This is a genomic window from Micromonospora chalcea (assembly GCF_028768405.1).
Classification (GTDB): Bacteria; Actinomycetota; Actinomycetes; order Mycobacteriales; family Micromonosporaceae; genus Micromonospora; species Micromonospora chalcea.
Map to the genome: position 1 here is coordinate 6,653,175 of NZ_CP118233.1, position 14,379 is coordinate 6,667,553.

Below are 14,379 nucleotides of genomic sequence, written 5' to 3' on the forward strand. Positions count from 1 at the left end.
ATACCAGCCGATGCACGTGGGGGAGGAGCTGCGGTGAACGGGGCCCGGCGACTCGCAGGCGCCACCGTCGTGCTGGCCGTCCTGGCGGTACCGCCGTGGCTGCTGGCCACCCTCACCCGAGCGCACCTGCCCGGCTGGCCGACCAGCACGCGACTACGCGATTGGCTCGCCGACCCGCTGACCCCGGCAACCCTCACCACGGGGCTCATCACCGTGGCCTGGCTGCTGTGGCTCGGCATGGCCTACACCGTCACCGTGACGGCCGCCCGCCGGCTGCGCGCCGGCGCCCGATGGGTACGCCACCTGCCGCTACCCACCCCATGGCAGGCCGCCGCCACCAGCATCGCCGGCGCCGCCGCCCTCACCACCGCCCACACCCCCACTACCCAGCCGCCGAACCCACCGACACCAGTCACCGCCGATGAACTGCAGCACCCCTCCGATACGCCCCAAACCGAGCGCGGTGGGGTGGTCGTGCCCGGCGGCTGGATACCCGACGACACCGCCCACCACATCGCCGCCGCAGCGGCCCTGGTGTGGCTACGCCGCCGTCGCGCCCACCAACCCGGCCAACCCGACACCGACGCCACCCAGCTGACACCCCTACCCACCACCGTCACCGCCGTCCAAGCAGCCATCGCCGACCAACCACCGCCACCAGCAGCCACCACCGGCGCCATGCAGGCGCCGCTGCCCCCAGCCGGCATACGTCTCGCCGGCGACGGGGCCGACCACGCCGCCCGAGGTCTACTCATCACCCGGCTCCTCACCGCGCTACGCGACCCCACCGACACGACACCCGTGCTCGTCACCAGCAACACCCTCGCCAAGCTCCTGCCCAGCGTCGCCGAGACCACCGCCACAATCCCCGGACTGCACGTCATCGACACCCTCGAACAGGCCGCCGCCCTACTACCTGCATCCAGCACGTCGACCACAGCCGACCACGGCATACCCAGCCTGGTCTTGACCGCCGAACCCGCAACGCCAGCACCGCCGAACCTCCCGGGCGCCCGTGTCGTCACCCTCGACGCCGCAGCACCACTACCCGCTTGGCGCGTCGACCGCCACGGCCACACCGTCGATTACCAGACTGGGCAACCTCGACCACGGATGTGTGTCCTCGACAGCGTCGCCGCGGCGGACCTGCTCGCCGTCCTGGCCCAACCCGCCAGCGCAGCACCCGAACCCGTCGCGTCCGTACCAGCCCGGCCGATCGACCCTGCACAGGCAAAGATCCCCCGCCAAGCCACCCGAGTCCCACCGCCCACACCGCAGCGGCCCACCGAAGCCGCAGCGACCGCTGTCCAGCTTCGGGTGCTCGGCCGTCCAGCGTTGCTCATCGACAGCAAAGAGGTCACCATCCGCCGCAGCGCCGCCCTGCAAATCCTCGTCTTCCTCGCCGTGCACCCCGACGGCGCCGCCACCACGCAACTCGTACACGCCCTCTGGCCCGGCCTACCCGCCCACACCGTCACCGGCCGCCTGTACACCACCCTCAGCGACCTCCGCTCGACCCTCCGCGCCACCAGCGTTGACCAAGTGGTTGTCCACACTGAGGGCCGCTACCACCTCGACCCACGCACCGATGTGGACCTGTGGCGGCTGCAGGCTGCCGCCCACCACACCGCCACAACTGACGCACCCGGCCGCTGGCAGGCCGTGATGGAGGCCTACACGGGCGACCTCGCCGCCGGCCACACCTGGCCGTGGATCGACCCACCCCGTGAGGCCACTCGCCGCCTGGTCCTCGATGCCCACACCACCGCCGCGGAAGCACAAACCGACCCGCACGAACGCCTGCGACTGCTGCAAGCGGCGATCCGCATCGACCCCTACAACCAGCAGCTCCATCAGCGCGCCGCCGATCAACTAAACGCCCTCGGCGACTCCGCCGCAGCCGCCGACCTTCTCCACACCCACCGGCAACGCCTGCGCCTCGCCGGCATCCTCGACCAACCCATGATCACTGCTCGCTAGACCGAGGTAGGTCCACCGGTCGCTGCACGCCGAGGTCGCACGACAAAGAGGCAAGCCGCTGGCCCCCGCAGATGGGACGGATCTGCTCACCCGGGCAACCGCACCATGGTCACGTGCCGTCACGAACTTCACAACTTTGGTGCGGTATGCGGCCTTCGCCCTAGCAAGTTGTAATTGTTATTGACCCGAGACTAAGTGAATGGATAGCTTGTTTCCAGCGCAACGGTTGTCTGACGGCAACCGTTGAAAACAACGGGGGATACGTAAATCATGATGACGGGCTGACGCGCCACCTCGCTTAGCGCTGACGACGTCCATCGTCGCGCTCTTCTCTGGGCTTTTCTTGCACCGGGGTTGCTCTTTCCGCTGCTCGCAGAGGCCATGTGTCGCATCGACCGCGAGCTGGCACCCCTTGCTGCCTCGTGCCAGAAATGCGAGCGGGCCACCTCGCCTGATCTTTGTGAGGCATCGGCCAACAATCTTTTCGCGCTGCATAGCCGAATTCCGGGTCGGTGCCTGCGCTTCGCAAGTGCCGATTTACTGCCACGCCACCTGATGGATTGATCATTCGGTGGCGGGGTGAGTTCTGCCTGCCTCCTGGCGGATTGGCCGTCGGGTGCATGTCAAGAAGGAGTATTGATGGGTCAACGTCGAGTGGCTGTGGGGGTGGCGTCCGCGCTGCTGGCCACGTCGGTGCTGGCGGTTCCGCCGGCTGTGTCCTCCGCCGCGCCTGCGGCGCCGCAGGAGGCCGGGGAGGCGCCGCAGGTGTCGCCGCGGTCGTCGTCGAAGGTGTGGTTGTTCGACTCGCCGCAGCGTGCGGTGACTCGGGCGGCGGCGGGGGCGGCGCCGTCGGTGCCCAAGGGTACCGGGCCGGTGCGTAACGGCACGCAGGTGTCGTTCTCGCTGGCTGATCGGATGGAGGTGAAGGTCAACGTCGGGTCCGGGAACCTGATGGTGAACACCACCGACCTGACGCTGCCGGGCATCGCCGGGAACGTGACGCTGGGCGCGTCGTTCAATAGCCTCATGGTGGGCAGTGACCTCTCGGTTGGTGCACACGGCCCGGGTTGGCGGACCCGCGGCGGTCAGGACGTGAAGTTGTATCCGGCTGACGACGGGTCGGTCACCTACGCGGCCGCGGACGGGGTGGTTGGCAAGTTCGCTTGGTCCGGGTCGGCCTACACGACGCCGGGTGAGTTCAAGGCCAAGCTGGTCAAGAACGGCAGCGGGTGGAAGCTGACCGAGAACGACAGTGGCAAGGAGTTGTTCTTCACCTCTGATGGTCTGCTGGACAAGACCGAGGACCGCAACGACAACGTCACCGACTACTCCTACAACGGCGGGCAGCTGACCAAGGTCGTCTCCGACCGGGGCGGCCAGTACGCCCGCACGGCCACGGCCACGTTCGCCGGTGGCCGGTTGACGAAGTACCAGCAGAGCGACGCCTACAACGTGGTACGGGAGGTGTCCTACAAGTACGACACCAACAACCGGCTGCAGGCCATCGACCTGCTGGGGGCGACCCGGCAGTGGGCGTTCGAGTACAACACCGCCGGTGACCTGGTGAAGATCTGGTCCAAGGACGACCTCTACAGCGTCGTCACCTACGACGGGCAGCACCGGGTCACCTCGTTCACGCAGGTCACCGACACCACCACCGGCCAGGGTGCGACCACCAGGTTCGCCTATCCCACGTCGTCGCAGACGAAGATGGCCGACCCCCGCCAGGACCTGTCGCAGCCGGTCGCGTCGGTGCCGCACACCACGTATGACCTGAACAGCGACAAGCGGGTTACCAAGGCCACCGACCCGGCCGGCAACGAGCGCTCCCAGACGTACACGCCGTGGCAGGACGTGGCCACCACCGTCAGCCCCGAGGGCAGCACGGTCACCAACACCTACGGCGCCAACGCCGGTCAATCGCTGACCAAGTCAGCCTCACCGTCCGGCGCCAGCGCATCCGCGGCGTACGCGAACGCGTCGACCTCGACGAACCCGACGGCGAACTTCCAGCCGTCCTCGTCGATCGACACTCAGGGCAACTCGTCGACCTACACCTACAACGGCGCCGGTAACCGCACCTCCACCGCCGACGCCCTCGCCGCCAAAGCCGAGGTCGACTACAACAGCGACGGCACGGTGAAGACCTCCACGGACCCGGCGAACACCGGCAACCCGACGACCTACGCCTACGACAGCGACAAGCAGATCACGACCCTGACCCCGCCCACCGGCAACGGCCTGGCCGTCAAGACGTTCACCTACGACGTCCTCGGCCGCGTCCGCACCGTCGCTCAGGGCGGCTGCACCATCACATACGACTGGACCAAGGACGACCGGCTCGAGAAGACCAGCTACTCCGGCTGCGGCACCCTCACCCCCGTCACCTACCAGTACGGGCGCGTCGGCAACCTGATCAGCCGCACCGACTCCACCGGCACCACCACCTGGGAGTGGGACAACCTCAACCGGCTACACCGCCGCACCAACCCCGGCACCGCCACGTTCGTCTATGACCATGACCTCGCCGGGAACCTCACCGCGATCACCGACGGCCGCGGCACCACGAAGCACTACTACAACACCCGCAACTGGCTGGTCCGCACCGACACCGCCAGCGGCACCCGCTACAACTACTCCTACGACAACGACGGCAACCGCACCAACACCTGGTTCGCTGCCAACACCGACAACAGCGTCTACGCGCTGCGCGTCAAGACGGTCTACGACAAGTCGGACCGGCCCACCCGCATCACGGCCACCCGCAACTCCGCCGGTCCCGCGACGGTGTTCGACGTGACCTACTGCTACGCCAAGTACACCTCCGGGCAGCCCTGCTCCACCGCCACCGGCGACGACACCGGGCTGCGGCAGTGGCAGAAGGACGAAACCTCCGGCGCGATCAGCCAGTTCACCTACGACAAGGCCAACCGGCTGACCAAGGCCACCAACTACAACGGCAAGACCTACGACTACACCTACAGCAAGAACGGCAACCGCGAGACCGTCAAGGTCGACGGCACCACTGCCCAGACCTTGACGTTCAACACCGCCAACCAGATCACCACCACGAACAACACCTACGACAACCGCGGCAACCAGACCCGCGCCAGCAACCCGTCGGTCAACCCCATGACTTACAACAGCGCGAACCAGATGACCGGCGCGAACTCCGGCACCTACGCCTACGCCGGCACCGACCAGGTTGAACTGACCCGCGCCGGGACCACCACCATGCAGTACGGCTACGAGGACCAGCACGGCATGCCGTGGCTCCAGTCCTGGAGCGCCGGCGGCACCACCGTCTACGTCGAACGTGACGGCCTCGGCACCCCGCTGGGCCTGCGGATCAACGGCACCGACACCGCCTTCGTTCTCGACGGCCTCGGTACCCCCGTCGCCGCGGTCAAGGCCAACGGCACCCTCGCCGCCACCTACAAATACGACCCCTACGGCAACGCCACCACTACCGACGAGTACAACCTCGGCGCCAGCAACATCATCCGCTACACCGGTGGCACCTACGACCAGAGCACCGGATTCACCAAACTCGGCCAGCGCTGGTACAACCCGCAGCAGGGCCGCTTCACCCAGCAGGACAGCCTCAGCTTCATCGGCAACCCTCGTGAAGGCAATCGGTACGCCTATGTGAACGGCGATCCCATCAACTACATCGATCTCACCGGGCAGGGTGCATGGGCAAAGTTCTTCGGCGCGGTGGCAGGTGGGGCCATGTATGGCTCATGCACGATGATCGTCACCATGGCGACGGGAGGCGTTGGTCTTCTTGCAAATGCCGGTTGCGCCACACTGGGTTACGCTACTACCGCGTACGTGGAGAGCGGTGCTGAGGCGGATGGCTACTGAAATACAGAAAGAGGCTACTAGATGAAGCAAGTAACTCTAGCGGCACTGATATCAATTGCTCTCTGGCTCGTAGCAGCTGCGACGTGGTCTATGTTCAGCGATGGAGGCTTTGGGGAAGCGCTCCTTACCCTTGCCCCTGTCGCAGTTATCGTGATCATCGCAACGGTCATCCGCGAGAGCAAGAAGCGTGGCGTTCGCCACGATAGCCAGTAGCGTGCGCTCCGGGGCAGTCGCGGTTTGCAGTCCTGGGACCGAGTAGATGCTCGGTATCCCGTTCAGGGTAGCGGCCGTAATTACTACCCCAACCGGATTCCGGCAGCGCGATTATACCTGGTGCATTTCGTAGTACGTGACTGAGCAGATCTCCTCAGGTACGGCAGGTGGACGATGGGTCGAACCGGTCGGTTCGACCCATCGTCCACCGCCGACTATGCAGAGGACTCTGGGGTGTCGCGCCGGTAGTCGTGCCTCGACAATCATCCGTTCTCCTGGGCCGGATCGTCGGCACCGGCCAGGTCGCGGACCAGCCTGATGAGCGCTAACGCAGGGGCGTAGTTGACCCGCCCAGTATCCGCCGATGCTCGCTGACTTGCTGTTGTGAGGTCGTGTAAGGCGCCGTGAGGTGCCGTCAGCTACCGATAACCCCACCACGCCGTACTGGGTTCATAGCGTCACTGCATCGCCCCCCACCAGTAGCCCTGCTGGTGTGGACGGGCGAGCAGGAGGAGGCAGGTGAAATCGTCAGGAGCTCTCGCCGCTGCAGTCGTCACCAGCGTCTTGTCCACCGCCGCCATCGCGGTCGTCCTGGTGATGCGTAGCGGCTGGACTCCGCACCTGCCAGCGCCGACCACTATGCGGCTGTGGATAGCCGACCCGATGAGCAGCGGTGTCGTCGCCGTCCTCGCCGCAGCCGGGGCTGTGACGCTCTGGCTGCTGCTGGCCACTGCCGTCCTTGCCCATACGTACGCGTCGCTGGCTCGCCGGCTGCGCCGGGTACCCGCTCTATGCTTTCCCGGTCCGGTCCGGGGCCTCACCGCGGCGCTGCTCGGCGCGACCGCCGTCACCACCGCTACCGGCGCGGTCGCACACGCCACTCCCGCGAGCACCACGTCCGATGAACCAGCCGCGGCCGGACAGTCGACCGCCTCACCCGCCTCCCACCGCCCCGCTGCGAGCCACCAGCCGGCCGCGCCGCCGCCCACCTACACGGTGCGCCGCGGCGACAGCCTGTGCGAGATCGCTGCCCGCACCCTCGGCGACGCCGACCGGTGGCCGGAAATCTTCGCCCTCAACCGGGGCGCCCGCTTTCCCCACGTCGGCGGCACCCTGCGCAACCCCGACCTCATCTACCCGGGCTGGGTTCTCCGCCTACCGGCCGACGCCACCCACAGGAGTGACCAGACTCCGCCGCGCGGCCAAGATCAGCAGCCCCACACCGAACCCGAACGCCCGGACACCCCCGCGCCACCCACGAAACATGACTCCTCGGCCGCAACACCGACACCCACGACCACCACCACGGCAGGCCCGACAGCACCCGCGACAGAACCACCCCCGGCAGACCCCAAGGCCACCGCGAGCGCGCCGGGCACCGCCGGTGTGACTCCACCCTCCCGCGGCGACTCGCAGCCACCGGCACGCGCTCCGCTGCCCACACCTAACCGGTCCCCGGGCATCGACGTGCCGGGCGGCAGCTGGGTGGACATCGGCCTGGCTGCGGCGATCACCGCAGCAGCCGCGCTGGTCTGGGCGCACCGGCGTCGCCGCTACACCCCGCGCCCGCCCTCGACCACCCACGTCGAGGGCCCCGACACGACCCCGATGCCGACGGTGGTCATGCAGATCCGCCGACGGCTTCGCGGCGTCGCACCACGCACCGCCACACCCCCCACCACCGGCCACCAACGGCGCCACATCGACTCGCCCCCGGGCCTTGGCGACGGAAACACCGGACCAGACGCGTCCGGCGTCAACGGTGAAACCGAAACCGATGTCGGCCCGACACCTGTGCCGCGCCCGGCGGTGCCGTCCCTGGCGCACCCGCTGGCCGAGGCCTGGCCGTCCGCAGGTCTCGGGCTCATCGGCCCGGGCGCCGACGCCGCTGCCCGCGGTTTCCTGACCGCCGCGCTCGCTGCCGGCGGCCTCGACGCCCTACACGAACGCACCCAGGTGGTGATGCCAGCGGCAACCGCGACGACCCTCCTCGACACGGACACCGCGACCCTGCCCCACACCCCGCGTCTGACGGTCACCGCCACCGTCGAGCAGGCCCTCGACCTCATCGAAGCGCAGATCCTGCACCGCAGCCGTCTCGTCGACACCCGCGGCGCTGACACGGTGGCCGACCTGCGGACGCTCGATTCCGCGGGGGAGCCGCTGCCGCCGGTGCTGCTGCTGACCCACGCCACCGCAGCCCGGCAGGACACCCGCATCGCCGCGCTGCTTACCCAAGGCACACGCCTGGACATCCACGGGGTGCTGCTCGGCGCATGGCCCGACGGTGACACCGTCGGCGTCGCCGCTGACGGCACCACAGCCCTCGCCGACGCCCGCACCGACCAGAGTGATCACCGCGTCCCAGTGGAGCGTCTGGCCGTGCTCACCTCGGCCGACACCCTCGCCCTGTTCCGCGTCCTCGCCGAATCACATACCGGCCAACCACCGGCCCCCATCGACGCCGCGCCGCAGCCAGACGACCGGCAACCGGCCACCGCGAACTCGACCGAAGCCGGCCGCAGCGCCCCGGCCGAGAGGCCGCGACCGGCCGCGACGCCCACCCCGACGACTGCCAGCACGTCACCCACCCCCGTCGAGGCCACCGGCCGCGACCCGGCCACCGCACATCCCCAGGCATCGGACAGGTCGACCGGCATCATCGACACCCGGCCCGATCCGATCGCCGATACGCACGCCGCGGTCGACGCCGGTGGTCACGACACCGCACCCTCCGCAGAGCAGACAAATGTGCCCCCCGCCGTGGACGGCGAGCAGCGGCAGCCCCGCCGCGTGCAGGTGTCGGTGCTCGGCTGGCCCAGCATCACCGACGCCGCGTCCCATCCGCCGCTGCGCGCCAAGGCCCTCGAGCTACTCGTGTACCTGGCAGTCCACGACGGCGAAGCGACCGTGGACGCCATTCTGGATGACCTGCTGCCCGACGCCCCGACCAGTAAGGCGCCAGGCCGGCTGTATACCTACGTGTCGAACCTCCGCGCCGTCATGCGGCATACGGCCGGCCCAGGCGACTACCTCACCCATCCCCAGAACCGCTACACGCTCAACCCCGCCCTCGTCGATGTGGACCTGTGGCGGATGCGCGCGGCGATCCGCCACGCCGAACGCGCCACCGACCCGCAAGCGCGGGTCGCCGCGTTACGGCGCGCCGTCGACACCTACCGCGGGCACCTCGCCGACGGCGTCGACTACGAATGGATCGAGCCCTACCGCGAGGCCGTACGGCAGCAAGCCCTCGACACCTACCTCGCGCTCGCCGACGCTCTCGCCGACCATCCCGCCCGCCAGCTTTCAGTGCTCGACGAGGCGATCCGCCACAGCCCTTACACCGAGGAGCTCTACCAGCACGCCATGCGCGCCCGCGCCGCCCTCGGCCAGGCAGACGCGATCCGCTCCCTGCGCCGAGCACTGACGCGGGCTCTCGCAGAGATCGACGCCGAACCCCACGAAGACACCCTCGCCCTGGCCCACGAGCTCATCGCCGCCCAGCAGCGCCCCCGGCCCCGCCCGCAGGCGCAGCGTCATTCCCGCGACGAGGACGGAGCGACTGCATGACCGGCATCTCCACCTCGCCGTCCTCGCACCGTGACCGTCCGAACGCGGCCAGTCGGGATCAGTTGGTCGGTCTACGGCCGCTGCGGTGGGCGGTGCGTGCCGTGCTCACTCTCGGTGTCGCCGCGTCGATCGCGGCGAACGTGCTGCACGCCCGGCCGAACCTCATCAGCCAGCTGATCGCCGCCTGGCCGCCGCTGGCGCTGCTGCTCACCGTGGAATTGATCTCCCGGGTGCCCAGCCACCGCAGGTCCCTGGCCGCCCTGCGGCTGCTGGCCACCGCGGCGATCGCCGGCATCGCCGGCTGGGTCAGCTACTGGCACATGGTCGGTGTCGCCGCCCGCTATGGCGAGATCGACGCCGGCGCCTCCTACCTGCTGCCGATCTCCGTGGACGGCCTTGTCGTCGTGGCCAGCATCAGCCTCGTGGAGATCACCGGAAGGATCCGCGCCGGCACCGGGCAGCCCACGTCTCCGCAGCAACCAGCGGCCCCTCAGGACCGGCCAGGACACCACACCCCGAGGACCAGCGCCGACCGGACCACCAGGCGGCGAACGCCCCGCCTCACCGAAACGGTCACCGAGACCAAACCAATGGCCACCTCTGCGTCGCCGGGCGCCGTGTCTACCCCGGTTCCATCGCGAGGACAGGCCGCGAGCACGCAAGGCGATGGGTCACCAGACCGCCCGGCTCAGCCCGACCGCGACGACGTCCGTGGCGATTCCGAGCCGTCCCGTCCTGCCGGCGATCGCGCCGGCAGGACGCCAACCCGCGACGCGAAGACCCCAGCAACGATCCCCTCCGACCACGGAAACGCCGCCCAGGTCGCCGCGGCTACTCCGGCGGCCGTCGCGTACTGGTATCAGCGGGATCCGTCGATGCATCCCGCGCAGATCGCCGAGCGGATCGGCAGATCCGAGCGCACCGTGCGCCGGTACTGGCCGCCGGCCAAACTGCAGCGGGCTAACGCCCACCACCACGGCCCGCAACCGACCGTCCCCGGGCGTCCTAACCCTGACCCGCCCTCGATCTTGTAGAGACTCTTGGTGTCTGTCCCCTCCTTGAGGAGGTGCCGACGGAGCCTGTGGAAGGCGTGCCAGGGAGCCCCATGCAATATCCTGTCGATCTTGTCATGGGGGAGTCAGGCAGGTTCTGGTGGTGCGGGCGCGGTGGGGACTTGCTTAGATCACCGGCATGACGGACTGGTCCCAGCTCAGGCATGCCTACGGCGTGGCAGATGACGTCCCGGGTCTGTTGGCGAGGGCTGAACCGGACCCGCGCAGCCCGGTCTGGGGCGAACTGTGGTCCCGGCTGTGCCATCAGGGCACGGTATACCCGGCAAGCTTCCCGGCATTGTCAGTCCTGACGGAGATCGCGGGCCGCTGGTCGCCCGCGCAGCGGACGATGCCGCTGGCGCTGGCGGCTGACATCGTGTCCAGCGTGGATCAGCCCTACGGGGATCTCGACCCGCACGTCACCTATTCCTGCGAAATCGCTCGACTGAGAGCGCTGACCGAGGAAACGCTCCAAAGCTCCGGCTCCGATGACGACCCCAGCACCTACGTCTATATGTTGCAGGCGCTGCTGGCGTTCGAAGGCGCCGAGGTCTGGGGCAGACACCTCGACGGACTGAACAACGAGGAATACGAGGTGGCGTGCCCGCGATGCGATGAAGAAATCTTCGTCGCGTTCGGCCAGTACGGAACGTTTACCACGCTGGACAGCATGTACATGCACGACTCCGGCTCCAAGCGGCTGCCACTGCTGCCCGCTGACCCTGCCGCCTTGACGAGTGTCGGAAAACGCCTGCACGATCGGGCGATCGCCGACCACCATCCCGACGTCGCCGAGAAGCTGACCTACGTGTTTGGCCGAGCGGACTGCCCGGCCTGCGGCGAGCGCTTCCGTGTTGAAGAGGCCATCACCGCCAGATGGTCCGGCTAGTACTCCAACGTCACTCGGCTTCGGCGTTGGGCTTGGTGCGGGCATGACGACGGCCACCGCGTTGATCATCGATGGCTTGTGAGGGCAACCGAAGATCGTGCGGTGGCCGCGTGCCACAGCGTAGACCCCGCCGGATGGCGGTCATCCTCGACGAGGCGGTGACGCGTGTCGCTGACCGGTCGTGCGGGCGGAGCCCTGTCGGACCGCCGGGCACTTCGTGGAAGGACTGCTGTCGGGCGTGGAACGCAAGACCTGCTGGGCGTTTGCTGAACGGGCGGGTCACGCTGGTCCACAGGCGATGCAGCGGCGTTGACCGTCGCCGAGATCCGCCGACTCCTCAACGCCTTCGTCCTCGCCGCACCACTCCAGCCAGCGCACACCCTGCACTGGTCGATCTGGCGACGAACATCCCAAGCCCGCGCCACCGGTCCCACTACCAGCGCAAACTCGGTCATGCCGCCGACCGGAAGATCAAATGACGTTGGACTACTAGGAGAGCTAGGCGACCGCCCGCTGGACCTGGGAGCGTACCCGCACGAAGAGGCTCGGCGAGACACCCGGCATGCCGAGGACAGCGACCATACCGATGGTGTCGTTGTCTGCCCACATACAAACGGTTACCGGAACCCCCTCGGTCTCGCCCGAGCCGCAGCGAGCCTCGCCGCCCATCGGCCCCGGTCGGCTGGGCTTGACACCAGCCAGTTTCGGCAGATCGGCGAAACTCTTGTCCAGGCTTGCCTTGGGATCAGTTACCTTGCCGGACACTGCACTGAGAAGGTAGGTGACACTGGAATCGCGAAGGGCATAGACGGAGCCGACTTCGCTGGTCGCCTCGCCGTCGAGGAACTGCTTGAGGTTGTCGGTGTTCTGCTGGGCCTGCTCGCGCAACCTGCGGCTTGCTGACTCGGGGATGCCGGTCAACGTTTCCGGCTGCACCACACGCATCGCCGCACTCGGAGACGGCGAGGTTGAACGTGGCGCCGACTCCCGTTCCACCGTCTCTGCGGCCCTCGCACAGCCGCCGGCCATCATGAGAACCGCGAAGGCCAGCATGCCCGCAGCCGCCGCACGCCGTCCGCTGCCCGCCTGACCTGTCCCCGCCATGCGGCCACATCCTTGTGTCACAACTAGGGCGTACGGTTTACCGCGTGATCATGCCACGCCATCCCCAACGTCGAAGCCAGTGACGTTGGGGTACTAGATTTTGTCGGTCCTCGTAGCTACATGATGGCGGCGATGAGCACGCGCTGGACCGCAGCGACTCATACGGTTGGCTGACCACCACGGCGGCGCCGATCGCGGACGACGGAGGTCGGGTGTCCGGCTACAGCCGGCCGATCAGCGGCTGTGTCCGCGGGGCGAAGCGGTACCCGTCGTCCCAGGGGAATCGGCCCTGCTGGTCCGGCCACACCATCTGCTGGAGGCGGACCTGGTCGCGGCCGTAGCGGCTGATCGCCAACCCGGGCAACAGTTCGTCGGTCGGCGGCCCGTCGATGATGATCGCGTCGTAGCCGGCGATGACGTCGCTGAGGCGTTGTCCGTGGGTGAACCGTTCGGCGGTGTCGTAGACCCGGCGAGCCAGGTCGTTGAACAGACTGTGGGCGACCTCGGGTGGCAGCCCTGCGGTGATCAGTTCGGGGTGGCCGTGGGCGGTGAGCCCGACGGTGTAGGCGAATGGGGCGGTGGTGACGGTGCCGTCGTCGGTGGGCAGGACGTACGTGACGGCCCAGCCGATGGTGTCGATGATCCGTTCTTGACGCCGGAGGAGCTCGTTGATGTCACGCATGGTCGGTGTCTCCTGGGCATTCGGCGCTGGGGGCGGGGTCTGTGTCTGGGTGGGGTGGCTCGACGTCGACGAAGCCCCAGAGGTGTTCCATGACCTGGAGTTGCCAGGTGCGGTAGCGGTCGGCGAAGCCGCGGCAGAGCGCGGGCGGGATCGGGCTGCCGGCGTAGGGCAGCGTCGAGTGGCAGATGATGTATCCCGCGTCGCCGCGGGCTTCGGTCACCATTTGCTGGAGCCGGCCGGGGGTGAGGTGCATTGGGTTGCCGGGCTTGAAGATGCAGGTGTCGCATTCGCGGGCGAGCCGGCGGGTCTTGCGCAGTTCCGGGTCGCCGACGCTGAGTCGGGGTGGCCGGTCGACGTCCGGTTCGTCGGCGGCGTCGAACGTGTTGTCCATCGTCAGCTCCTTGTCGTTGCGGCACGGGCCCGCTTGGCGTGGGATGCGGGACCCGTGAGTCCGGGTGATCGGAGTTCTGTGGTGCTGGTGCGGCGTGGTTTTGAGCCGGCGCAGCCAGGTCAGCACCGTGTCGATGTCCGCGCGGCGCAGCCCGTCGTACGGGTCGACCGGGTGGAGCAGGGTGGGTGCGCCGTCGGCGGTGCGATGGTCGGCGGTGGTGGGGTCCTTGCCGCCGAACTCGTCGTCGAGGACGGCGAGTGGCCGCCGCGCGACCCAGGCGTACAGGGGGCTGAGTTTGTTCTGGTGTCCGAAGCGGACCCCGCCGGCGTGAACGGGGACGTGCGGCCAGGTGGTCGGCAGGCCCAGCCGTGGCGCGATCCATGCGGCGGCGAGGTGGTTCCAGCTGGTGCACCACACCGGTTGAGCGTGCTCGGCGAGTTCCCGCAGCCAGGGCCCGTGGTCGGGGTTCAGCCAGACGGTGCCGGTGACGTGCCGGCCGTCGGGGGCGGGCCCGTCGTAGCGGTGCGGCCGGTAGCCGAGTGTCTCGGCGCGGCCGGGGTCGGCGGGGTTGAGGACGCCGTCGACGTCGATGGCCACGACAGGGGATGAGGCGGGCTGTGCCGGTAGT

At 68.5% G+C, this 14,379-nt stretch carries 8 protein-coding genes; 5 read left to right on the top strand and 3 right to left on the bottom strand.

Annotated elements, in window-relative coordinates; all coding sequences use genetic code 11:
- The first annotated feature begins 33 nt into the window (after positions 1 to 33).
- The 5 genes from PVK74_RS30190 (at position 34) to PVK74_RS30210 (ending at position 11,574) form a co-directional block, all read left to right on the top strand.
- A complete protein-coding gene (locus tag PVK74_RS30190) occupies positions 34 to 1,980 on the top strand; it encodes an AfsR/SARP family transcriptional regulator (RefSeq protein ID WP_274477766.1) in 1,947 nt (648 codons plus the stop codon).
- Positions 1,981 to 2,619: 639 nt separating this feature from the next.
- On the top strand, positions 2,620 to 5,847 hold the full coding sequence (locus PVK74_RS30195; protein ID WP_233607721.1) for an RHS repeat-associated core domain-containing protein: 3,228 nt from the start codon (positions 2,620 to 2,622) through the stop codon (positions 5,845 to 5,847).
- Between the two features lie 732 nt (positions 5,848 to 6,579).
- Positions 6,580 to 9,633, top strand: a complete 3,054-nt coding sequence (locus PVK74_RS30200; protein ID WP_209960625.1) for a BTAD domain-containing putative transcriptional regulator — start codon at positions 6,580 to 6,582, stop codon at positions 9,631 to 9,633.
- Between the two features lie 101 nt (positions 9,634 to 9,734).
- On the top strand, positions 9,735 to 10,667 hold the full coding sequence (locus tag PVK74_RS30205) for a DUF2637 domain-containing protein (RefSeq protein WP_420800540.1): 933 nt from the start codon (positions 9,735 to 9,737) through the stop codon (positions 10,665 to 10,667).
- Positions 10,668 to 10,824: 157 nt separating this feature from the next.
- On the top strand, positions 10,825 to 11,574 hold the full coding sequence (locus tag PVK74_RS30210; protein WP_069089466.1) for a hypothetical protein: 750 nt from the start codon (positions 10,825 to 10,827) through the stop codon (positions 11,572 to 11,574).
- 498 nt (positions 11,575 to 12,072) lie between these two features.
- Here PVK74_RS30210 and PVK74_RS30215 read toward each other — a convergent pair whose 3' ends face one another.
- From PVK74_RS30215 to PVK74_RS30225, 3 genes are all read right to left on the bottom strand, one after another.
- Positions 12,073 to 12,678 (bottom strand): hypothetical protein, encoded by a 606-nt coding sequence (locus PVK74_RS30215; protein WP_141707687.1) that lies wholly within the window; start codon positions 12,676 to 12,678, stop codon positions 12,073 to 12,075.
- Between the two features lie 220 nt (positions 12,679 to 12,898).
- Positions 12,899 to 13,360 carry a DUF4262 domain-containing protein gene (locus PVK74_RS30220; RefSeq protein WP_274477767.1) on the bottom strand — a complete coding sequence of 154 codons (462 nt, stop codon included), beginning with the start codon at positions 13,358 to 13,360 and terminating at the stop codon, positions 12,899 to 12,901.
- Positions 13,353 to 14,348 (bottom strand): HAD domain-containing protein, encoded by a 996-nt coding sequence (locus PVK74_RS30225; protein WP_233607748.1) that lies wholly within the window; start codon positions 14,346 to 14,348, stop codon positions 13,353 to 13,355. Before PVK74_RS30225 ends, PVK74_RS30220 begins: the two co-directional genes overlap by 8 nt.
- Positions 14,349 to 14,379: the final 31 nt, after the last annotated feature.

Coding starts and splice junctions, on each gene's coding strand:
- PVK74_RS30195 (WP_233607721.1), top strand. CDS start 2,620: ATGGGTCAACGTCGAGTGGCTGTGGGGGTGGCGTCCGCGCTGCTGGCC.
- PVK74_RS30210 (WP_069089466.1), top strand. CDS start 10,825: ATGACGGACTGGTCCCAGCTCAGGCATGCCTACGGCGTGGCAGATGAC.
- PVK74_RS30215 (WP_141707687.1), bottom strand. CDS start 12,678: ATGGCGGGGACAGGTCAGGCGGGCAGCGGACGGCGTGCGGCGGCTGCG.
- PVK74_RS30220 (WP_274477767.1), bottom strand. CDS start 13,360: ATGCGTGACATCAACGAGCTCCTCCGGCGTCAAGAACGGATCATCGAC.